At 60.9% G+C, this 19,736-nt stretch carries 17 protein-coding genes; 6 read left to right on the forward strand and 11 right to left on the reverse strand.

Features of this window, described 5'->3' with window-relative positions; translation table 11 throughout:
- Positions 1-31: 31 nt before the first annotated feature.
- The 4 genes from ugpC to FBZ97_RS32395 all read right to left on the reverse strand — a co-directional run bounded on the left by ugpC (position 32) and on the right by FBZ97_RS32395 (position 4,281).
- Positions 32-1,120: a sn-glycerol-3-phosphate ABC transporter ATP-binding protein UgpC gene (gene ugpC / locus FBZ97_RS32380; protein ID WP_113354163.1), complete on the reverse strand. Its 1,089-nt coding sequence runs from the start codon at positions 1,118-1,120 to the stop codon at positions 32-34.
- Positions 1,121-1,135: 15 nt separating this feature from the next.
- Positions 1,136-1,972 (reverse strand): carbohydrate ABC transporter permease, encoded by an 837-nt coding sequence (locus tag FBZ97_RS32385; protein WP_069615353.1) that lies wholly within the window; start codon positions 1,970-1,972, stop codon positions 1,136-1,138.
- Positions 1,969-2,829 carry a sugar ABC transporter permease gene (locus tag FBZ97_RS32390; protein ID WP_069615394.1) on the reverse strand — a complete coding sequence of 287 codons (861 nt, stop codon included), beginning with the start codon at positions 2,827-2,829 and terminating at the stop codon, positions 1,969-1,971. The genes FBZ97_RS32385 and FBZ97_RS32390 overlap by 4 nt, the downstream gene beginning before the upstream one ends.
- Positions 2,830-3,006: 177 nt before the next feature.
- Positions 3,007-4,281 (reverse strand): sugar ABC transporter substrate-binding protein, encoded by a 1,275-nt coding sequence (locus tag FBZ97_RS32395; protein ID WP_069615354.1) that lies wholly within the window; start codon positions 4,279-4,281, stop codon positions 3,007-3,009.
- An 86-nt stretch (positions 4,282-4,367) separates the two neighbouring features.
- Here FBZ97_RS32395 and FBZ97_RS32400 point away from each other — a divergent pair, with 86 nt between their 5' ends.
- Together FBZ97_RS32400 and FBZ97_RS32405 are read left to right on the forward strand one after the other, a co-directional pair.
- Positions 4,368-5,321, forward strand: a complete 954-nt coding sequence (locus FBZ97_RS32400; RefSeq protein WP_233788792.1) for a helix-turn-helix domain-containing protein — start codon at positions 4,368-4,370, stop codon at positions 5,319-5,321.
- Between the two features lie 60 nt (positions 5,322-5,381).
- The gene (locus FBZ97_RS32405; RefSeq protein ID WP_145324233.1) at positions 5,382-6,152 is read left to right on the forward strand and encodes a TIM barrel protein; all 771 of its coding nucleotides are present in this window, start codon (positions 5,382-5,384) and stop codon (positions 6,150-6,152) included.
- A 97-nt stretch (positions 6,153-6,249) separates the two neighbouring features.
- On the opposite strand, the gene copD is transcribed toward FBZ97_RS32405, so the two are convergent.
- Positions 6,250-7,134, reverse strand: coding sequence for a copper homeostasis membrane protein CopD (copD, locus tag FBZ97_RS32410; RefSeq protein ID WP_113396099.1), 885 nt, complete (start codon positions 7,132-7,134; stop codon positions 6,250-6,252).
- 404 nt (positions 7,135-7,538) lie between these two features.
- Here copD and FBZ97_RS32415 point away from each other — a divergent pair, with 404 nt between their 5' ends.
- Positions 7,539-8,285, forward strand: coding sequence for a metallophosphoesterase (locus FBZ97_RS32415; RefSeq protein WP_173004675.1), 747 nt, complete (start codon positions 7,539-7,541; stop codon positions 8,283-8,285).
- A 7-nt stretch (positions 8,286-8,292) separates the two neighbouring features.
- Here the strand turns inward: FBZ97_RS32415 and FBZ97_RS32420 are convergent, their stop codons facing one another.
- Positions 8,293-9,774: an NAD-dependent succinate-semialdehyde dehydrogenase gene (locus tag FBZ97_RS32420; RefSeq protein ID WP_145324231.1), complete on the reverse strand. Its 1,482-nt coding sequence runs from the start codon at positions 9,772-9,774 to the stop codon at positions 8,293-8,295.
- Positions 9,775-9,845: 71 nt separating this feature from the next.
- The gene (locus FBZ97_RS32425; protein WP_145324229.1) at positions 9,846-11,117 is read right to left on the reverse strand and encodes a 4-aminobutyrate--2-oxoglutarate transaminase; all 1,272 of its coding nucleotides are present in this window, start codon (positions 11,115-11,117) and stop codon (positions 9,846-9,848) included.
- 222 nt (positions 11,118-11,339) lie between these two features.
- Here FBZ97_RS32425 and FBZ97_RS32430 point away from each other — a divergent pair, with 222 nt between their 5' ends.
- From FBZ97_RS32430 to FBZ97_RS32440, 3 genes are all read left to right on the forward strand, one after another.
- Complete coding sequence (locus tag FBZ97_RS32430; protein WP_113354155.1) at positions 11,340-12,170, forward strand: MerR family transcriptional regulator; 831 nt, start codon at positions 11,340-11,342, stop codon at positions 12,168-12,170.
- 83 nt (positions 12,171-12,253) lie between these two features.
- Entirely contained in the window at positions 12,254-12,880 is a 627-nt protein-coding gene (locus FBZ97_RS32435) for a ribonuclease D (RefSeq protein ID WP_095433486.1), read from the forward strand.
- Between the two features lie 236 nt (positions 12,881-13,116).
- Positions 13,117-14,799 carry a hypothetical protein gene (locus FBZ97_RS32440; RefSeq protein WP_145324227.1) on the forward strand — a complete coding sequence of 561 codons (1,683 nt, stop codon included), beginning with the start codon at positions 13,117-13,119 and terminating at the stop codon, positions 14,797-14,799.
- A gap of 102 nt (positions 14,800-14,901) precedes the next feature.
- Here FBZ97_RS32440 and rpsA read toward each other — a convergent pair whose 3' ends face one another.
- The 4 genes from rpsA to aroA form a co-directional block, all read right to left on the reverse strand.
- A complete protein-coding gene (gene rpsA, locus FBZ97_RS32445; RefSeq protein WP_112722941.1) occupies positions 14,902-16,605 on the reverse strand; it encodes a 30S ribosomal protein S1 in 1,704 nt (567 codons plus the stop codon).
- A 180-nt stretch (positions 16,606-16,785) separates the two neighbouring features.
- Positions 16,786-17,418, reverse strand: a complete 633-nt coding sequence (gene cmk / locus FBZ97_RS32450; RefSeq protein WP_113354153.1) for a (d)CMP kinase — start codon at positions 17,416-17,418, stop codon at positions 16,786-16,788.
- A gap of 14 nt (positions 17,419-17,432) precedes the next feature.
- Entirely contained in the window at positions 17,433-18,083 is a 651-nt protein-coding gene (locus tag FBZ97_RS32455; RefSeq protein WP_145324225.1) for an FMN-binding negative transcriptional regulator, read from the reverse strand.
- Between the two features lie 95 nt (positions 18,084-18,178).
- Positions 18,179-19,528, reverse strand: a complete 1,350-nt coding sequence (gene aroA / locus FBZ97_RS32460; protein WP_145324223.1) for a 3-phosphoshikimate 1-carboxyvinyltransferase — start codon at positions 19,526-19,528, stop codon at positions 18,179-18,181.
- Positions 19,529-19,736 lie beyond the last annotated feature (208 nt).

The following is a 19,736-nucleotide window of genomic DNA, read 5'->3' on the forward strand; positions in this document are numbered from 1 at the left end:
CTGCATGCTGTCTTGGGAGGATTGGCAGCGCCTATCGCAATCGGTTGCCGGCGCTGTCGAACAGGAATGTCTTTGTCGCCGAGAGCGCCACGGTGAGCTTGTCGCGGTTGCCCGTGTTGCGGGATTCCTCGCGCTCGATGACGATCTGCTCGCCGCCTTCGATATTGGCGTAGATGTAGCTGGTATTGCCAAGATGCTCTGCGACATCGACATCGACGGTCATGTCCACATCGCCGCGTCCGGCCTCGAGAAAATGTTCCGGGCGGACGCCGAGCGTCACCGGCTGGCCGACTTCCACCTTTGCCGAGGAGGCGGGCAACGTCAGGCGGATGTTGCGCTGGCCCTTGAGCACGACGGCGATGCGGCCCTGCTGATTGTCAGCCACTTCGGCCTGCAGGAAGTTCATTTTCGGCGAGCCGACGAAGCCTGCGACGAACTGGTTGGCCGGGTCGTCGTAAAGGTCCAGCGGCGCGCCTACCTGCTCGATATTGCCGCCGCGTAGCACGACGATCTTGTCGGCAAGCGTCATGGCTTCCGTCTGGTCGTGGGTGACGTAGATCATCGTCGTGCCGAGCTTCTTATGGAGGCGCGATATTTCGACGCGCATCTGCACGCGCAGCTCGGCATCGAGGTTGGACAGCGGCTCGTCGAACAGGAAGATCTGCGGCTCGCGCACGATGGCGCGGCCGATGGCGACGCGCTGGCGCTGGCCGCCGGAAAGCTGCTTCGGCCGGCGTTGCATGAGTTCCGTAATCTGCAGGATCTCGGCGGCCTGCTTGACGCGGCGGTCGGTATCGGCCTTCGGATTGCCGTTCATGCGCAGCCCGAAATTGAGGTTCTGCTCGACGGTCAGATGCGGGTAGAGGGCATAGGACTGGAAAACCATGGCGATACCGCGATCGGCCGGTTCCACGTCATTGACGATACGGCCACCGATCTTGAGCTCGCCGCCGGAAATATCCTCCAGCCCAGCGATCATGCGCAACAGCGTGGACTTGCCGCATCCGGACGGCCCGACGAAGACGACGAATTCGCCGTCCTTCACCTCGAGATTGGCGCCGTGGATGATTTCCAGCGAACCATAGCGTTTGACGATATTGGTGAGAGAAAGTTCAGCCATACGGATCTCCCGGAATTATTTGATTGCGCCGGCGGCAATGCCGGCGATGAAGTGGCGTTGCAGGAGAACGAAGATGATGAGAATCGGTGCCGTCAGCATTACGGCACCGGCCATGATGCCGCCCCAGGAGACCCTTGTGAGGCCGATCAGCGTTCCGAGCGCGACAGGCGCTGTCATCATCCCCGGCCGGGAGTTGATGAGCAGCGGCCAGAGATAGTTGTTCCAGGAAGCCAGGAACAGGATGATGGCGAGTGCTGCCATCGTCGGCCTTGCGAGCGGCAGGGCGATGCGCAGGAAGATCTGCCATTCCTTGACGCCCTCAACGCGGGCGGCATCAAAGAGTTCGCCCGGCATCATCGAGAAAGCCTGACGCATGAAGAGAACGCCGAGTGAGTTGAAGAGCGGCGGCACGATCAGCGCAACCCATGTGTTCGCCAGCCCGAAATCGCGCGCCACCATGATGAATTGCGGAATGATGACGACGGAGTAGGGCAGCGTGATGGTGCCGAGGATGATGCCGATGACGCCCGAACGGCCGGCGAACTGATAGCGCGCTAGCGCCCATCCGGCCATCGATGTCAGCAGCACCGACAGGAAGGTGTAGATGACCGCAACGACGATGGAGATCGTCATCGCGCCGACGAAGTTGGTGTCGGCCTGCAGGTTCCGGAAGTTGTCCATGAAACCCGTCGACGGTGTCAGGATGATACCGGGACTGAAAATGCCGTAATCGGGCATGGTGGAGAAGACGAACATCATCCAGAGCGGAAACAGCCAGATGATGGCGAGCGGCGCCAGCAGGCCATGCAAGGCGATCGAGCGGATCAGAGTGGATCTGGATTTTGATTTCATTTCGGTTCGCGCCCCACCCAGAGATTGAGAAGAGAGATGACGACCGCAAGCGCCGCCATCGTATAGGCGATCGCCGAGGCATAGCCGAAGTTGGTCGACTGGAAAGCCTGGCGATAGAGCAGCAGACCGAGCGTTTCCGTCCCGCCGCCGGGGCCGCCTCTGTTGGTGATCAGATATGGTTCGGTGAAGAGCTGCATGGTGCCGATGACGGACAGGACCACGCAGAATAGGATGATCGGCTTCAGGAGTGGCAGTGTGATATGGATGAACTGCTTGAAGCGGCTGACGCGGTCGAGGGTTGCGGCCTCATAAACATCCTCCGGGATCGATTGCAGCCCGGACAGAATGATGATGGCGTTGTAACCCGCCCAGCGCCAGGTGACGGCGATAACGATGAGCACCATGGCGGCGTGGGAATCGGCGAACCACGACACCGGCGCGATGCCCACACTGCCGAGCAGCTTGTTGATGATGCCGAAATCGACGTTGAACATCAGGCGGAAGACCGCGGCATAGGCGACCTCGCCAACGACGACGGGCGCGAAGAAAGCGAAGCGGAAAATGCCACGGGCCTTCAACAGCGGTGAGTTCAGCAGCACCGCCATGACCGTGGCGAGTGTGATCATGACCGGCACCTGGACGATCAGGATAATCAACGTGTTTTCAAGCGCGTTGTAGAATGCCGGATCACCGAACAGCCGCCCCCAATTGAGCGACAGATTGAAGGTCCACGGATTAACACGGGTATTCTGGAACGAGATCAGAAACGAATCGATGATCGGCCAGACCCAGAAAGCGGCGAATACCAGAAGATAGGGTGCAAGGAACGCATAGGCGCTCCGGTTTCGCAACCGCATGAAAGCCTTCTCCTTTATGCGCAGAAAAATGATGCGTAACATCACATCCCCGCCGCCCTCTAGAGCGTGACGCCGAAAAGTGTAGGCGATTTTCGGACGACGCCGCGCTCTGCTTCTTTGATTCTAGAGCGGCGGGGATGCCGGGCGCGGCTTGGGAGGCACGCCCGGTGGTGTCAATCATTTCGCGAGCGGCAGGCCCGTCGCCGAGGCGATCTGCTGGGCCGCGTCGTCGAGCGCAGCCTTGCCGTTTGGATATCCGCCGGCAAGATATTTCGTCTGAACGGCTTTGATGATCTCATCGGCGTCGCTGAAATACTGGGTACCTGGGCTCGGGTGGATTTTCGGCAGGGTGGCGAGGATATCGGCCCAGACCTTTTGCCCACCCCAATAGGGCTGCGGTTCGTTGACGAAGGGATCCTTGACCGCCGTCAACAGCGACGGCACGAGACCGAAGGACTTCAGCATCGTCACCTGGCCCTCATTGGTGCCAAGCGTGTATTCAAGGAATTTCCAGGCGGCTTCCTTGTGCTTGGAGCCACTGGCGATTGCGAGCGAGGAACCGCCAAGATTGGCTGCATGCGGGCCGTCAGCCGTCATGCTCGGCATCGGATAGACGCCCCATTTGCCGGCGAGATCCGGCGAGGTGGAGCGGACGGTGCCTTCATACCAGCCGCCATAGAGCTGCGATGCCACCTTACTTGCAGTGTTCGCCTGAATTTTCTCGTTCCAGTTCGCCGCGGTCATCAGGCCCGCGTCCTTGATCTCCTTCACCTTGTCCAGTGCCTTGACGCAGCCGGGCTGGTTGACGGTGATGCTCTGGCTGTCGCTCGAAAAATAGCCGCAACCCTGTTCGTTGGCGAGCATGCGGAACCATTCGCTGTCGCCGTTTAGATCGGCCTGCGTCATGACCACACCAGGATTAGCGGCGGAGATCTTCTTACCGGCGGCGATGAAATCGTCCCAGGTCTTGATCGTTGCCGGATCGACGCCGGCCTTTTCATACATGTCGCGGCGATAGAACATGGTGACCGGACCGGAGTCCCACGGCATGGCGTAGGCGGCATCGCCGACTTCAAGCTCGGCGCGCTTGAAATCCGGGAACTGCTTCTTCAGCTCGTCGTTGTAGCCAAGCTTCGTGAGATCGGTCAGGCAGTCCGGAAAGCGGTTCCAGAAGATCGAAGCCTTGTGGTTTTCGATCGACATGACGTCAGGCAGGCCGTCGCCGCCGGCGGCGCAAGCGGCCAGCATCTTGTCGAAGACCTGCGGGTTGCCGATGTCTTGAACCTCGACCTTGATGTCAGGATATTTCTTGTTGAACCCCTCGACTGTGGACTTCAGCGCCGATGCGGCGATGTTCCAGCTCCAGACCGTAATGGTGGTTTGCTCAGCAAAAGCAGAACCGGAAGCGAGCAGGGCAGCAAGGGCCGTCGCTCCAGCAAGTTTTAAACGCATTGAAAATCCTCCCTTTTCAATTGCCGTCCTCAAGAGAACACGCTTAAACTAGCTGTCGGTACGCTTCTGTCTCCTAAAAAAGGAACATCGACTTGGCGAAAAGTAAGGTGGGTCAACGGGCGGTTTATCAGCCGGGGGCGAGCAGTGTCGAAGGGCTCCCAAACGTCCTGCAGATGTTTCATAACCACCCGTTGCCGATGGCAAAGCCGCATTGGCACGCGCAGGTGGAAGTCAATTACATCGTCCGCGGCACCGTGCATTACCGCATCGGCGATCACGAGCTTACTTTGAGAGCCGGCGAGATCTGCCTTTTCTGGGGTGGCCAACCGCATCAGCTGGACGAGCTGTCGGAAGATTCGATCTATGCGGGCGCGCATCTGCCGCTTGTGCATTTCTTCCGCCTGCGGCTGCCGCTCGATATTTCCGGTCGCCTCATTCGCGGGCAGGCGCTGATAAGCTCGGCGACCGATGCCGCAGACGACGAAAATTTCGCCCGATGGCATCGTTATGTCATGTCCGAGGACGGCGCCAAGGCCGAACATGCCGTCGCGGAACTTCTCCTGCGCCTGGAGCGCATCGCTTTCGAGCCCTATCGCATGGTGCCGGAGAAGCAGGAAAATCTGACCAACGATCAGGCCCATCCGCAATCCTCGCGCAGCCTGGCGCGCATGTGCGATTTCATCGCCGATAATTTTCTGCACGACATCGATACCGTCGATATCGCCAAGGCGGCGCATCTCCATCCGAAATACGCGATGAACCTCTTCAAGAAATCCACCGGCATGACGTTGGCGAAATATGTGAACCTGCTGCGCCTGTCGCGCGCCCAGGCGATGCTGATGCGGGACGGCGCCAATGTGCTGCAGGTGGCGATGGATAGTGGCTTCGGCTCGATCAGCGCCTTCAACAAATCCTTCCGCCATATTGCCGGCATGACGCCTTCCGATTTCCGCCGCGACATGCGCGTGCTGTCGGCAATGAATGTCGAAGCCATCAAGCCTTCGATGCATCGACCGCCACAGCAACATTATCGTTCGTGAGACTTGCAGTCATGGGCGATCTCGCGCATTGCTCCTCACCGATTGAGGGAGGAGTATCTCATGCGGCAGTTTTCAGCTTGTATCGAATGGTTGTTTGCACGCGACGGCGATGCCTTTGCCGATCGTGTCCGGCTGGCACATGCCGCGGGGCTCGATGCGGTCGAATTCTGGCACTGGACTAACAAGGACCTGGACGCGATCACGGCTGCCGTAGCCGAGACCGGCATTGCCGTGTCCGGCCTCGTCGCGGAGCCGATGATCGCGCTGACGAATCCGGCAAACAAAGAGGCGTGGCTGACGGGGTTGCGAGAGTCCGTTGCTGTCGCCCAACGTCTCGGCGCGCCGGTGCTGATCGCGCAGGCCGGCGATGATCTGGCGGAGTTTTCTCGTGCCGACCAGAGGGCGGCCATCGTCGCCACCCTCCGTGCCGGTGCCGATATTCTCGAAGGATCGGGCGTGCGGCTTGGCCTCGAGCCGCTGAACACAAAGATAGACCATGCCGGCTACTATCTGTCCTCGACCGCGGAAGGCCTCGATATCGTCGATGAGGTCGACCGCCCGGAAGTGGGCATCGTCTACGATCTCTATCATTCGGCCGTCATGGGCGAGGATACGCGTGAGGTCGTCGGCGATCAAATCGACCGCATCATCCATCTCCATGTTGCCGATCATCCCGGCCGTAACGACCCCGGCACTGGCCATATCGATCTGACGAAGCGGCTGGATTGGCTATATGCCCAAGGCTATCGTGGCAGGGTGGGTCTGGAATACAAACCGGCGACGCAAGATCCGGCGGCCGTTCGCGCTGTCGTGAAATCGCTCGGCGGTTAGAGCGATTCCAGGAAAAGTGCGTAGCGGTTTTCCCTCAGGAACTGCGTAAAACAAGGAGATAGAGCATTTTCGCGATTCGAAGAAAAGCGAAACGGCTCTAGACCGGCTCCAGCATGCCGAAGACGGCAACGAGCCCGATGACGACAATGCCGATGCCGATCTCGGCGATGCTTCCAAGCCGGAGGGCCAGCAGCGCGCGAGCCGGCTTGCGGCCGATCCAGGGAACGAAGACGTAGCGGTTGATGATGGCCAGCATCGCCATGACGGCGACCAGCGCGATCTTGATGGCAAGCAACTTCTGATAGGACGAAGACCAGTCCGTCGGCAGGCGTTTCAGGATCAGCAGCGTATTGACGATACCGGAGAGGATGACGAGCGCGACTGCTATGTGCCCGGCATTGGAGAACCGGCGCAACGCCACTTGCGCTTCCGCCCGGCATTCCGGCCGCCCGAGAAGCTTGAGGATAGGGATCAGCGGCACCAGCGCCCCCAGCCAGCCACCACCTGCAAGCACATGCAGGATATCATTGGCCCGGTGCGCCTGCCGCGCCCAGCCTTCCAGCATCGAGGCATGCCCGGTCAGTGACAGCGAGGCGAGCCCGAGGCCGGCGCCCAGGGTCAGCCCATGGCGGCGCCGGCTCTGCGGCAACAGCAAGGTGCAAACCATCACGATGGCCGCCAGCACTTGTGCCTGCCATGCAATCCCGACCGTGGTTTCGAAAACCACGTCATGCATCATGTCGGCATTGAGCGCATCGCTCCAGCCGTTGCCGATATTCGCCGTCGTCACCGGCAATGCGGCCAGTGCCGTTAAAACCGCAATCGCAACGATCAGCAAAAGCGGTTTTGCAGCTATACGCCAGACGGTGTCGGCAAGCGCTCTCGGCACGAACAGAGATAGATAGGCACAGGCGCCCCATAGAAACATCAGGGACGCGTCATGCAGGAAGCGGCAGAGTTGGAGCGCTGTCGTCGTTTCCATCAGGGTTTCACGATAAGTTTACAGGCGCCATGAATGGTACGTTCCAATTTGAGGCATGTTGTTTGCGTCGGCAATCCGGCAGCCAATATGCTGAAGCTGCCCGGCACTCATGTTTTTTCGGGTTGAACGGCGGGAATTTCTCGCGCCGACGTGGTCAGCGCGATAAGATTGCGGATACGCACTGTCAACTTTCTCCATGCATAAAGGCGCCGTTCGGGACGCTTTGCCGCAAGGCGGGTTGGTGTCGCAGGCCGAGGTCTGCCGTGGAACCATCATCAGCGATGATTTCCGCCTTTCTGGCAAAGAATCGTCGCTTTTGAGTCCTTTTTGCAGACACAGTTGAGGCGTTCCGGGGTGTACGCTCGAAAGGCAGTTTCATGGCGGCATCCAGGATACGCGAAAAAATGGCCAATGGCTTTGGCCACCGTCGGCGCCGGGAGTGGCTCGAAAATCTCGACATGCCCACCTACGTCATCGGTGATGTCCACGGCCGTTACGATCTCCTCAGTGCACTGGAGCGCAAGATTTTTGCAGACGCGGCGGGGCTTCCCGGCCGAAAGCTCATCATCATGCTGGGGGATTTCATCGATCGTGGTCCCGCGTCGGCGCAGGTGGTCGGCCGCCTCATGGCGCCGCCGCCGAACGGTTTCGACCGCATATGCCTCACCGGCAATCATGAGATGGCGATGCTAGCCTATGTCGATGGTGAGATATCGCTCGAGGATTGGGTGGCGCTTGGCGGTGATGCGACACTCGCCTCCTATGGCGTGGATATCCCTCGTCTACAGCAGTTATATCCCAAGCGGAAGAAGCTCGATACGTTCATCCGAACCTGGCTGCCGGACGATCATGTCAATTTCCTGCGCCGCCTGCCGATCCTGCTGGACACGCCGAAGGCCTTGTTCGTCCATGCCGGCATCGATCCGGATCGGTCGATTGCCGATCAGCAAGACGACGACCTCGTCTTCATCCGCTCCCGCTTCTACGACAGCGCACAGCCACTGCCGAAGTTGATTATCCACGGCCACACGCCAGTCCAGCGGGCCGAAGTCAATGGTCTCAGGCTCAATCTCGATACTGGAGCCTTCTACAGCGACCGGCTGAGCGCGGCCCGGCTGTGGCAGGGCCGCATTCACATCACCTCAACCTGATAGCCGGCTATAGATTGCCGATGCAGAGGTATTTCATTTCCAGATAGTCGTCGGCGCCGTGGCGCGAGCCTTCGCGGCCAAGGCCGGATTGCTTGATGCCGCCGAAGGGTGCCGTTTCCGACGACATCAGGCCGGTATTGATGCCGACCATGCCGTATTCCAGCGCTTCCGCCACGCGCCACACCTTCTTCAGGTCGCCGGCGAAGAAATAGGCCGCAAGGCCGAATTCGGTATCGTTCGCTTGTGCGATGACATCCTCGGCGGTGTCGAAGCGGAAGAGCGGTGCAACTGGACCGAATGTTTCCTCGCGGGCAACCTTCATGCTCCGGTCGACACCGGTCAGGATGGTCGGAGCGAAGAATGTGCCGGTGCCTTCTATGCGCTTGCCGCCGAGCACGACGCGAGCACCCTTTGAGACGGCATCCCGCACATGGTCTTCGGCCTTGGCGACACCCTGTTCGTCGATCAGCGGCCCAACGGTCACGCCCGGCTTGAAGCCGTCGCCCACGTTAAGTTCGCCGACCTTCGCGGCAAGCTTGGCGGCAAAGGCGTCGTAAACGCTGGATTGCACATAGATGCGGTTGGCGCAGACACAGGTCTGACCGGCATTGCGGTATTTCGAAGCCATGGCCCCCTCGACGGCGGCGTCGAGATCGGCGTCATCGAAGACGATGAAGGGCGCATTGCCGCCAAGCTCGAGGCTGACCTTCTTAATCTGGTCGGCGCACTGGCGCATCAGGATGCGGCCGACCTCCGTCGAGCCAGTGAAGCTGATCTTGCGCACCTTCGCATTGCCGCAGAGTTCGCGGCCGATGGCCGGGCTGTCAAGGCCGACGATGATGTTGAGGACGCCAGCGGGAATGCCCGCTTCTTCGGCAAGCACGGCCAGCGCGATCGCCGTCAGCGGCGTCTGCTCGGCGGGCTTCGAGACGACGGTGCAGCCGACGGCAAGGGCCGGCGCGATCTTGCGGGCGATCATGGCGGCCGGGAAGTTCCATGGCGTGATCGTGCCGACGACGCCGACCGGCTGCTTGATGACGACCATGCGCTTGTCGTTCGAAGGCGCGGGGATGGTTTCGCCATAGATGCGCTTGGCCTCCTCCGCGTACCATTCGACATAGGAGGCGGCGTAGAGGATTTCGCCTCTGGCTTCCGGCAGCGGCTTGCCCATCTCGGCCGTCAGGATGGCGGCCAGCTCATCGGCGTTGGCGATCATGAGATCGAACCATTTGCGTAAGGTTGCTGCTCGTTCCTTGGCAGGACGGGCGGCCCAGGTGACTTGGGCGATATAGGCGGCATCGATGGCGGCCGCCGTCTCGGCAGCGCCCATATCCGGCAGCGAGGCAAGCACTTCGCCGGTCGCGGGATTGATGACATCGAAGGTCTTCGTCGCCCCGCCGCCCGTCCAGGCGCCGTTGATATAGCCGGCGGCGCGCAGGAGGCGCGAAGAGAAGGGAACATGCTTGGTCATTGCTGTTGTAAAGGACATGCTATGCACTCCGATAGATTTTGCCTGGCAGGCTGCACGGACGGATAAGGGAAATACGCGGGTCGGCTTCGTTAATGCGAGGCGCTCGCCTCGATCAGCGATGCTTCGAGAATGTCGAGGGCTTCGCTGAAGATGCCGTCCTGAATGGTGATCGGCGACAGGAAGCGGATGACATTGCCAAAGACGCCGCAGGTCAAAACGATCAGCCCCTTGTCGAGCGCGATCAGCCGCACCTTGTTGGCGAAATCAGCGCTCGGCAGTTTGGTCGCCGCATTATTGAATTCCACCGCATTCATGAAGCCGGGGCCGCGGATATCAGCAATTTCAGGCACCTTGTCGCGCAGCGATTCCAGCCGCTGTTTCAGGCGCGAGCCGAGCTGGTTGGCGCGGTCGCACAGACCCTCGTCTGCGATAACGTCGAGCACGGCATGGGCTGCGGCGATGCCGAGCGGATTGCCGCCATAGGTGCCGCCAAGGCCGCCTGGAGCGGGTGCATCCATGATCTCGGCGCGGCCGGTGACGGCGGCAAGCGGGAAGCCGCCGGCGAGGCTCTTTGCCATGGTAACGAGATCGGCCGCCACCTCATGGTGACCCATCGCAAACATCTTGCCGGTGCGCGCAAAGCCGGTCTGTACCTCGTCGGCGATCAGGAGAATGCCGTGCTGGTCGCAGATCTCGCGAAGCGCCTTCATGAAGGCTGACGGCGCCGGATAGAAGCCGCCTTCGCCCTGGACGGGCTCGAGGATGATCGCGGCCACGCGCTGCGGATCGACATCGGCTGCAAAGAGCTTTTTCAGCGTCGCCAGCGACTGCTCGACACTGATGCCGTGCAGCGGCACGGGGAAGGGCGCATGGAAGACATCGCCCGGCATCGGGCCGAAGCCGATCTTGTAGGGCGTGACCTTGCCGGTCAGCGCCATGCCCATGAAGGTACGGCCATGGAAGCCGCCGCCGAAAGCGATGATGGCGGAGCGGCCGGTGGCGGCGCGGGCGATCTTCACGGCGTTTTCGACCGCTTCCGCGCCTGTCGTCACGAAGATCGTCTTCTTGGCGAAATTGCCGGGGACGATCGCGTTCAGCCGCTCGGCCAGATGAACATAGCTCTCATAGGGTACGACCTGGTGGCAGGTATGCGTGAAGCGATCGAGCTGTTCCTTGACGGCAGCAATGACGCGGGGATGACGATGGCCCGTATTCACCACGGCGATGCCGGAGGCAAAATCGATATAGCGATTGCCTTCCTTGTCCCAGATCTCGGCGTTTTCAGCGCGGTCGGCGTAGATCTGCGTCGTCATGCCGACGCCGCGAGAAATGGCGGCGTTCTTCCGCTCGGTCAGGATCATTGCAGGGGCTCCCAGGAAGGCGTTTTCGAATTATCTTGCAGAAGTTCTGCAAGTTATTTAGAAAACTCCTACATTTTTCCTGCAAGATTTCAAGCGGGATTTTGTGCGGGTGACAAGAATGTGCGAAAGGCTCCCATGGAGCGCCGCGCAGCTTTTAAGGCGCGCTAAGCCGCGCCATCCATGCTAAACGGATCGAAAGACGAAAATCAGGGATATTGGCAAATGAGCAGCATCGAGCCGGAGCGCTACCCCGTGCGCTACAAGGTGGCGGAAGCGGCGCGTCTTGCCGGCGTATCGGCCTCCACCTTGCGCCTATGGGAAAGCCAGGGGCTTGTCGTCCCCTCCCGCTCCGAGACCGGGCACCGCCAGTACAGCGCCGACGACGTGGCGCGGCTGAAGCGCATCTCCTGGTTCCGCGCCGAGCGTGGCCTCAATCCGGCGGCGATTCGCGAAGCGCTCGAGATGGAGGAGGGCGGTGCCGCCGGATCGGAGAATGGCGAGCAACTGGCCTCTTCGGATATCGGCCGCAGACTTCGCTCGCTGCGCCACGCCGCCGGCAAGACGCTGGAGCAAGTCGCCGCCGACATGGGCATGACGTCGTCGACGCTCTCGACCCTGGAGCGCACCTCGCAGGGTGTCAGTTTCAAGACGCTGCATGACCTCGCGGATTATTATGGCACAACGGTATCGCGCCTGTCTGGTGAGGAGCGCGAGGATGTTCCCGCACTCATCCGGTCAGGCGAATGGCGTTCCTGGCCAGCGACGACGCCGGGCGTCACTGTCCAGCTTCTTGCCGAAGGACCGACGATGATGGATTGCCATCGCTTCGTGCTCGCGCCAGGTGCGACAAGCGAAGGCGCCTATCGGCACGAGGGAGAAGAGTTCATCCATGTTCTCGCCGGTCGCCTGGAACTGGTGCTCGACAGCGATCAATTCTTCGATCTACTGCCGGGAGATTCGCTTTATTTTGAAAGCCGCCGTTATCATTCCTGGCGCAACCGCCATGATGGTGAGACCATATTGCTCTGGATCAATACGCCGCCGACTTTTTGACAGGCGCCGGTATGGTTCTCACCCCGTCTGTTCTATAGAACGGACGAAAAGCGAATTCAGAAGGACAGAGCCGGGAGAATCTCATGGCTGCCACCATCCGTTATCACGAAGGCGATATTTCCACTGAGGATGCCGCACGCTACACCGGCGCTATTGCCATCGATACCGAAACTCTCGGCCTCGTTCCACGCCGTGACCGGCTTTGCCTCGTGCAGCTTTCGCCCGGCGACGGCACGGCCGATATCATCCGCATCGCCGCCGGTCAGAAGCAGGCGCCCAATCTCGTCGCCATGCTCGCCGACCCGACGCATCAGAAGATCTTTCATTACGGCCGCTTCGACATCGCCGTCCTGTTTCATACGTTTGGCGTCACCACGACCCCGGTCTTCTGCACCAAGATCGCCTCGCGCCTCTGCCGCACCTATACCGACCGTCACGGCCTGAAGGACAATCTCAAGGAGATGTTGGACGTCGATATCTCAAAGGCGCAGCAGTCGTCGGATTGGGCCGCGGAAACGCTGTCCCCGGCGCAGCTCGAATATGCTGCCTCCGACGTACTCTATCTCCACGCGTTGCGCGAGAAGCTGACCCAGCGCCTGCTGCGCGACGGCCGCATGGACTATGCCGATGATTGCTTCGCATTCCTGCCGACGCGTGCCAAGCTCGACCTTCTCGGCTGGGAAGAGGCGGATATCTTCGCGCATAGCTGATTGCTTCGCTTGCGACAGGAATTCCTGAGCCGGTGCTGCGCAAGCGGCATCGGCTCCTTTATTTAGGGATATGTTAAGGACTTGACTGCTATTTTGCGGATGATTTCCAGGTCTGCGCGTTCGCGCCTCGCCAATTCGGCCACTCGGCGCTAGGAAGTCCACAGGCCGCATGAGCGGACCTCGATTGAACCTGCTTCCCGCTTCCATCGTCGCCTTGCCAGACAAAGGAGCATGTCATGTTGCTTCCCGTTGGTGCCGTGTCCGCTGTGGGTGTATCCATTGAGAAGCCGATCGCCGCAACGGCCGAGACCTCCGGGCTTCAGACGACGGCAACGCCGCTCGCCGTTCTGTCGAGTACCGTTAATGCCAGCGTCGAGGGCAAGCTGAACATGCTGCTGGTCGCGGCTCGCGAACGCATGCTCGACAGTCTGCTTTCCGCGATCGATGCCGCCAGCAAGGTGGTGAATGTTTCCCGTGAGCCGGGCGAAAGCAATGCCGCCTATGCCCAGCGTGTTGCCGCCGCAATCCGCAGCCTGACGCCGCCACAGCTCGCCACCGCGCAGCAGCGTATGGATGGGCAGATGAGGACGCCGGTGCCATTGCCGGTTCTGGCAGCGGCGTTGCAGGACCCGGAAAGTCCGCAGGCGGTGCAGCTGGCTCTCAGCCTTGAGCAGACGTCGGTAGCCGAGCCGGATGCCGTGCTGAAGGCAGTCGTCAATTCCTATGGGCAGAATGCCGGCCAAGTGGAAACGCCAGCCTCCCAGACACCCGTATCAGCCCCGCTGCAGAAGGCGGCCGAGCTAGCCGCCGTGGCAACGGCGCTCGCCGCTGCTGCAGACGAACCGGCTTCCGCTATCCCGACACCTGCGCCTGCTGTGGCTACACCGGCGACGGCCCAGCCCGCCGCGCAGCCAGAACCTGCGGAGCAGCAGACGCCGCAAGTGGGCATCCCCGCACAATCTCAACCCGCGCCGGCTTCCGCACAAGCGGCCCAAGCACAGCCGACCCAAGCGCAGACGGTCGCGCAAAACGGCCCCGCCGCCCCGCAAGCCACGCCTGCCGGCAGCGCTGCCGCTACGGCGGCCGCCACTGTCCAGCCTTCCGTACTCGCTTCTCTTGTCGATGATCTGACGGCAATCGCAGCCGAAGTCGACCTCCCGACCGAAATTGCATTGATCCGGTCGCCGCTGACGCCGCCGCCGGTGCCGCGCGATATCCAGCAGATAGAAGCCGACATCAAACAGGGCCTGCAGGTCGTCATCAGTCCGCCCGCGATGGCGGCCGATCCCGACCTTTTGCAGATCATCAACAATCCCTCCTCTTCCGTGGAGAAGATCATCGCCCAGGCGTTGACCGGCAATAGCGCGACGCAGGCATCGTCAACACAGCCGCCGATCGTTAACGAAGGCTCCAATCGCCCGGTCGCAGTGGCGGCCCTGCCGGCGTCATTGGCGGAAGGGCCCGAAACATCCGGTGCTCTTCCCATCGCTTCCGGCAAGCCGCCGTCGCAGACGTCGCCTGCAACGCCGGTGGCGGTATATGAGGCTGCGGAGCAGGCGACGATGTCGGCGCCCCTGCCACTCGGCGTTCCCTTCGTCGTGGCTAACTATTTGCCGGTCGACACTTCCGCCAAGAATAGCGAGTCGAAGCTGCTCAATCGCGTCGATCCCGTCGGCGATGAGGAGGGCGGACAAGCTCAGGACGAGGAGAACCCGCAAGATCAGGATGAAGAGCAGGCCCATGCAGAGGAATCGTCGGCACAGGCAGAGGGCGAGGCATCCGACGAAGCGGAAGCTGGCCCGGCCTCTGCGGAGGACGATAACGTCAGACCGGAACTCGTTGCCTTGCCGCAGCCTCTGCGCGACCCGCTTCAAGACCACGCCTTCGATTTCTATCGGCGCATGGTGACCTGGGAATAAAGCGCCAAAATGGAATAGCAGGCGCAGACGTCGCAGAGCGGACAAAGAAAAACCCGCCGGATCGCTCCGGCGGGTTTTTTGTTTTCAGGCTTCGACCGAGGATTATTCGGCGTTGCGGTTCTTCAGAGCCGCACCCAGGATGTCGCCGAGCGAAGCGCCCGAGTCGGAAGAACCGAACTGAGCAACGGCTTCCTTCTCTTCTGCGATTTCCAGAGCCTTGATCGACAGCATGATCTTGCGGTCCTTCTTGGAGAAGTTGGTGACGCGAGCGTCGACAACTTGACCAACCGAGAAACGCTCCGGACGCTGTTCGTCACGGTCACGCGACAGATCGGCGCGGCGGATGAACGAGGTGATGTCTTCGTGGTTGACGAGCTTCACTTCGATGCCGCCGTCGTTGACTGCGATGACTTCGCAGGAAACGACTGCATTCTTGCGCAGGTCGCCGGAAGCAGCAGCTTCACCAACCGAGTCCTTGCCGAGCTGCTTGATGCCGAGCGAGATGCGTTCCTTCTCGACGTCGACGTCGAGAACGACAGCCTTGACGACGTCACCCTTGTTGTACTCTTCGATGACCTGCTCGCCCGGACGATTCCAGTCGAGGTCGGAGAGGTGAACCATGCCGTCCACATCGCCGTCGAGGCCGATGAACAGGCCGAATTCGGTCTTGTTCTTGACTTCGCCTTCGACTTCGGTGCCAGCCGGATGGTTGCGGGCGAATGCTGCCCACGGATTTTCCAGCGTCTGCTTCAGGCCGAGCGAGATACGACGCTTGGTCGGATCGACTTCGAGAACGACGACTTCGACTTCCTGGCTCGTGGACAGGATCTTGCCGGGGTGAACGTTCTTCTTGGTCCAGGACATTTCCGAGATGTGGATCAGGCCTTCGATGCCCGGCTCCAGCTCGACGAACGCACCGTAGTCGGTGATGTTCGTGACCGTACCGGAGATCTTCTTGCCTTCCGGATACTTGGCCTGGATGCCATCCCACGGATCGCTCTCGAGCTGCTTCATGCCGAGCGAGATACGGTGGGTTTCCTGGTTGATGCGGATGATCTGTACCTTGACCTGCTGGCCGATGGACAGGATTTCCGACGGATGGTTCACACGGCGCCATGCCATGTCGGTGACGTGCAGCAGGCCGTCGATGCCGCCGAGGTCAACGAACGCACCGTAATCGGTGATGTTCTTGACGACGCCGTCAACAACCTGGCCTTCTTCGAGGTTCTGAACGATTTCAGAACGCTGCTCGGCACGGGACTCTTCCAGAACCGTACGACGCGAAACGACGATGTTGCCGCGGCGCTTGTCCATCTTGAGGATTTCGAAGGGCTGCGGGTTGTGCATCAGCGGGGTGACGTCGCGGATCGGACGGATGTCGACCTGCGAACGCGGCAGGAAGGCGATAGCGCCGTCGAGATCGACGGTGAAGCCGCCCTTGACCTGGTTGAAGATGACGCCTTCAACGCGCTCGCCAGCTTCGAACTTGGCTTCGAGCTTGATCCAGCTTTCTTCGCGGCGAGCCTTTTCGCGCGAGAGAACGGCTTCGCCAAGCGCGTTTTCGATACGCTCGACATAGACTTCGACTTCATCGCCAACCTTGAGCGTGCCGTCCTTGGCGCGTGCACCGAATTCCTTCAGCGCGATGCGGCCTTCGACCTTGAGGCCGACGTCTACAACGGCGACATCCTTTTCGATGGCGGTGATGATGCCCTTGGTGACATAGCCTTCAGCCAGATCGTTCTTGGCAAAGGATTCTTCAAGAAGGGCCGCGAAATCTTCGCGAGAGGGGGAAGTTACAGACATAAAATCTCCTGGCGTGTCCCGATCATGCAATCTGGACACTGATGCGCCGGTGGTTCGCGTTGAACAGGCCTGACCCCAGTCCGCCTCCCTTAAGGAAGCTATCCGGCGCTTGGACGGAATGTCAGGCTATCTTGAAATCGGCAGTTTCCGGCGCGAGGCGCGCGAAGACAGCTCAAATTTTCAGGCATTTCGGCTCAGAGCAGCGTCGATGATCGATTTTGCCGTCTGAAACGCCGCTTCTATACTCATTTCTGAGGTATCTAGCAAGTACGCCTCTTCAGCTGGTTTCAAAGGGCTGTCGGTGCGGCCCATGTCGCGCTTGTCGCGCCGCTTCACATCCTCGAAAATGGCATCGTAATCGGCACTGCCGCCGGCCTCGATGATCTCTTCGTAGCGCCGCTTCGCCCGGACTTCGACCGAAGCCGTCACATAGAGTTTTACCGGCGCATCCGGGCAGACCACGGTGCCGATATCACGGCCGTCGAGCACGGCGCCCGGCTTCTTCTGCGCAAAACGGCGCTGCGCTTCGACCAGAGCGCGGCGCACGGCCGGCATGACGGCGATCTTCGATGCGGCCTCGCCGATCTCGTGCCGGGATAGAATGGCTCGATCGAGCCCGGCGAGATCGACCTTGCGCGCCATGCCTTCGGCAATTGCTTCGTCGTCGAGCGGCAGTCCGGCATCGAGCAGGGCCTTGGCGGTGGCGCGATAGGTGAGGCCGGTATCGAGATGATGATAGCCATAGGCCTCGGCGATCCGACGTGCCAGAGTTCCCTTACCGGCAGCCGCTGGTCCGTCGATGGCGATGATCATGTCTTCTTCCGTCCCTACCCGATATCTCGTTTTTTGCTGTAGCGACGCACGAGATCGGCCATCTCGGCGGCATCTGTTCGATCGATTGCGCCAAGACCTTCGGCCACGCCCTGTCGGTCAGCCAGCGGCCGGTTCTGGCTCACCTTCCATTTGCCGTCAATCGTCTCGATGTCGATTTCGATACCGACAATGCCCTTCAGCTGGGCGGCAATGAACTCTGGCGGCGCATCTTCCACCGCCCAGGGCTGCGCACGATCGCTCTCGTTCTCGCCGGTCAACACGCCGATCTGCGCGCGCAGCCAGGCGGGGTCGTCGATCGTTCGCGCGCTCCCGCGCACCTGCACGATCGCATAGTTCCAGGTCGGCACCACTTTGCCGGTCTCCCGCTTTGTCGCATACCAAGAAGGCGTGATATAGGTATCGGCACCCTGGAAGACGACGAGCACGGGCGCGCCGGCCGCAATCTCCTTCCACTGGCTGTTCGCCCTGGCAACATGCGCCTGCAGCGTTCCCTTCGGCGAGAGCTCGGCATTCAGGTGAAATGGCACGGCATTGGCGATCAGCCCGCCGTCACCAGCCGTGATGAGCAGCCCCAGCGGATGCGCGCGGATCAGCTGGTGCTGCGTGTCGAGATCGTCTTCGCGGTGATGGGGCGGCTGATACATGGCGTCGGTCCGTTTGCTGTGCCATTCCCAGGGAACCCTGCCGGGAAACCCTGTGTGACAAGGCTTCGAATGGCCAATGGCACGGTCTACCGGGCTTAAGTTTCGATCGTCGCGCCCAATCTTGTTATCATAGCAAAAAAATCCGGAAAGCTGGTGGCGATCATGGCGGAATCATCGATCGTGACAGGATGTTCGCTCGCAAGTCCCATGACGAGAAAACTCATGGCGATGCGGTGATCGAGATGGGTACTCACTTTGGCACCGCCGGCGTTGCCGAGACCCTTGCCGTCAGGCCTGCCTTGAACCGTCAGCATATCTATGCCTTCGATGCAGTCGACACCGTTGAGCTTCAAGCCCTCGGCGACGGCCGAAAGCCGGTCGGATTCTTTCACCCGAAGCTCGTCCAGCCCCTGCATGATGGTCGTGCCTTCTGCAAAAGTAGCCGCGACGGCCAGCACGGGATATTCGTCGATCATCGACGGCGCGCGCTCGGCCGGCACGGTGACGCCCTTGAGCGCAGAGGAGCGCACGCGGAGATCGGCGACATCCTCGCCGCCCGTCATGCGTCGGTCGAGCATCTCGATATCCGCGCCCATCTCCTGCAGCGTCAGGATGAGGCCGGTGCGCGTCGGGTTCATCAACACGTTGCGGATGGTTATGTCGGAGCCGGGCACGATCAATGCCGCCACCAGCGGGAAGGCCGCGGAGGAGGGATCGCCGGGGACATCGATCGTCTGGCCGGTGAGCTTGCCCTGACCCTCAAGGCGAATGGTGCGGACGCCCGCCGCATCGCTCTCGACCGAAAGCGCTGCGCCAAAACCGGCCAGCATTTTTTCCGTGTGGTCGCGGGTCATGACCGGTTCGATGACTGTTGTCATGCCGGGCGCATTGAGGCCCGCCAGCAGCACCGCCGATTTGACCTGCGCCGAAGCCATCGGTACGCGATAGGTCAGCGGGCTCGCTACACCTGGCCCATGCAGGGAGACGGGCAGCCGGTCGCCCGTAGCGGCGCTGATCTGCGTTCCCATGCGGCGCAGCGGATCGAGAATGCGGCCCATCGGCCGTTTCGACAGCGAAGCATCGCCGACGAAGGTTGTTTTGAAATCGTAGGAGCCGACCAAGCCCATGGTGAGGCGGCAACCGGTGCCGGCATTGCCGAAATCGAGCGGTGTCTCCGGGGCCAGTAGCCCGCCATTGCCGGTTCCGCGGACAATCCATTCGTCGTCGATCTTGCGGATTGTGGCGCCTAAAGCCTGCATGGCCTTGCCGGTATTCAACACATCCTCGCCTTCGAGCAGGCCGGTGATACGGGTTTCGCCTGCGGCAAGGCCGCCGAACATGAGGGAGCGATGGGAAATGGATTTGTCGCCGGGAATGCGTATCGTGCCGGAAAGGCCGGCCGAGCGTCGTGCCACGGCTGGTTGGGGAAGGGTATCGTGCGGCATGGGCAATTCCTTTGCGATGCCGGTATTCCATCCGCATTCTGTGCTGGCTGCGTTGCTCTTGCGCCAGATGTTCTGCGGTTCACGCCAGCTGGTTAGCACAGGCCCGTTCCCCAGTCATCCCGCCATGCGCAAAAAGCACGTGCGAGGCGGCTTGAAGTTTAGCTTTGACAGAAACGGCCGCAACGATTAAGGGGACCGGCTGATATTT

The sequence above is a fragment of the Rhizobium sp. ERR 942 genome, assembly GCF_007828395.1.
GTDB classification, from domain to species: domain Bacteria; phylum Pseudomonadota; class Alphaproteobacteria; order Rhizobiales; family Rhizobiaceae; genus Rhizobium; species Rhizobium dioscoreae.

Coding starts and splice junctions, on each gene's coding strand:
- ugpC (WP_113354163.1), bottom strand. CDS start 1,120: ATGGCTGAACTTTCTCTCACCAATATCGTCAAACGCTATGGTTCGCTG.
- FBZ97_RS32385 (WP_069615353.1), bottom strand. CDS start 1,972: ATGAAATCAAAATCCAGATCCACTCTGATCCGCTCGATCGCCTTGCAT.
- FBZ97_RS32390 (WP_069615394.1), bottom strand. CDS start 2,829: ATGCGGTTGCGAAACCGGAGCGCCTATGCGTTCCTTGCACCCTATCTT.
- FBZ97_RS32395 (WP_069615354.1), bottom strand. CDS start 4,281: ATGCGTTTAAAACTTGCTGGAGCGACGGCCCTTGCTGCCCTGCTCGCT.
- FBZ97_RS32405 (WP_145324233.1), top strand. CDS start 5,382: ATGCGGCAGTTTTCAGCTTGTATCGAATGGTTGTTTGCACGCGACGGC.
- copD (WP_113396099.1), bottom strand. CDS start 7,134: ATGGAAACGACGACAGCGCTCCAACTCTGCCGCTTCCTGCATGACGCG.
- FBZ97_RS32415 (WP_173004675.1), top strand. CDS start 7,539: ATGGCCAATGGCTTTGGCCACCGTCGGCGCCGGGAGTGGCTCGAAAAT.
- FBZ97_RS32420 (WP_145324231.1), bottom strand. CDS start 9,774: ATGTCCTTTACAACAGCAATGACCAAGCATGTTCCCTTCTCTTCGCGC.
- FBZ97_RS32425 (WP_145324229.1), bottom strand. CDS start 11,117: ATGATCCTGACCGAGCGGAAGAACGCCGCCATTTCTCGCGGCGTCGGC.
- FBZ97_RS32430 (WP_113354155.1), top strand. CDS start 11,340: ATGAGCAGCATCGAGCCGGAGCGCTACCCCGTGCGCTACAAGGTGGCG.
- FBZ97_RS32435 (WP_095433486.1), top strand. CDS start 12,254: ATGGCTGCCACCATCCGTTATCACGAAGGCGATATTTCCACTGAGGAT.
- FBZ97_RS32440 (WP_145324227.1), top strand. CDS start 13,117: ATGTTGCTTCCCGTTGGTGCCGTGTCCGCTGTGGGTGTATCCATTGAG.
- rpsA (WP_112722941.1), bottom strand. CDS start 16,605: ATGTCTGTAACTTCCCCCTCTCGCGAAGATTTCGCGGCCCTTCTTGAA.
- cmk (WP_113354153.1), bottom strand. CDS start 17,418: ATGATCATCGCCATCGACGGACCAGCGGCTGCCGGTAAGGGAACTCTG.
- FBZ97_RS32455 (WP_145324225.1), bottom strand. CDS start 18,083: ATGTATCAGCCGCCCCATCACCGCGAAGACGATCTCGACACGCAGCAC.
- aroA (WP_145324223.1), bottom strand. CDS start 19,528: ATGCCGCACGATACCCTTCCCCAACCAGCCGTGGCACGACGCTCGGCC.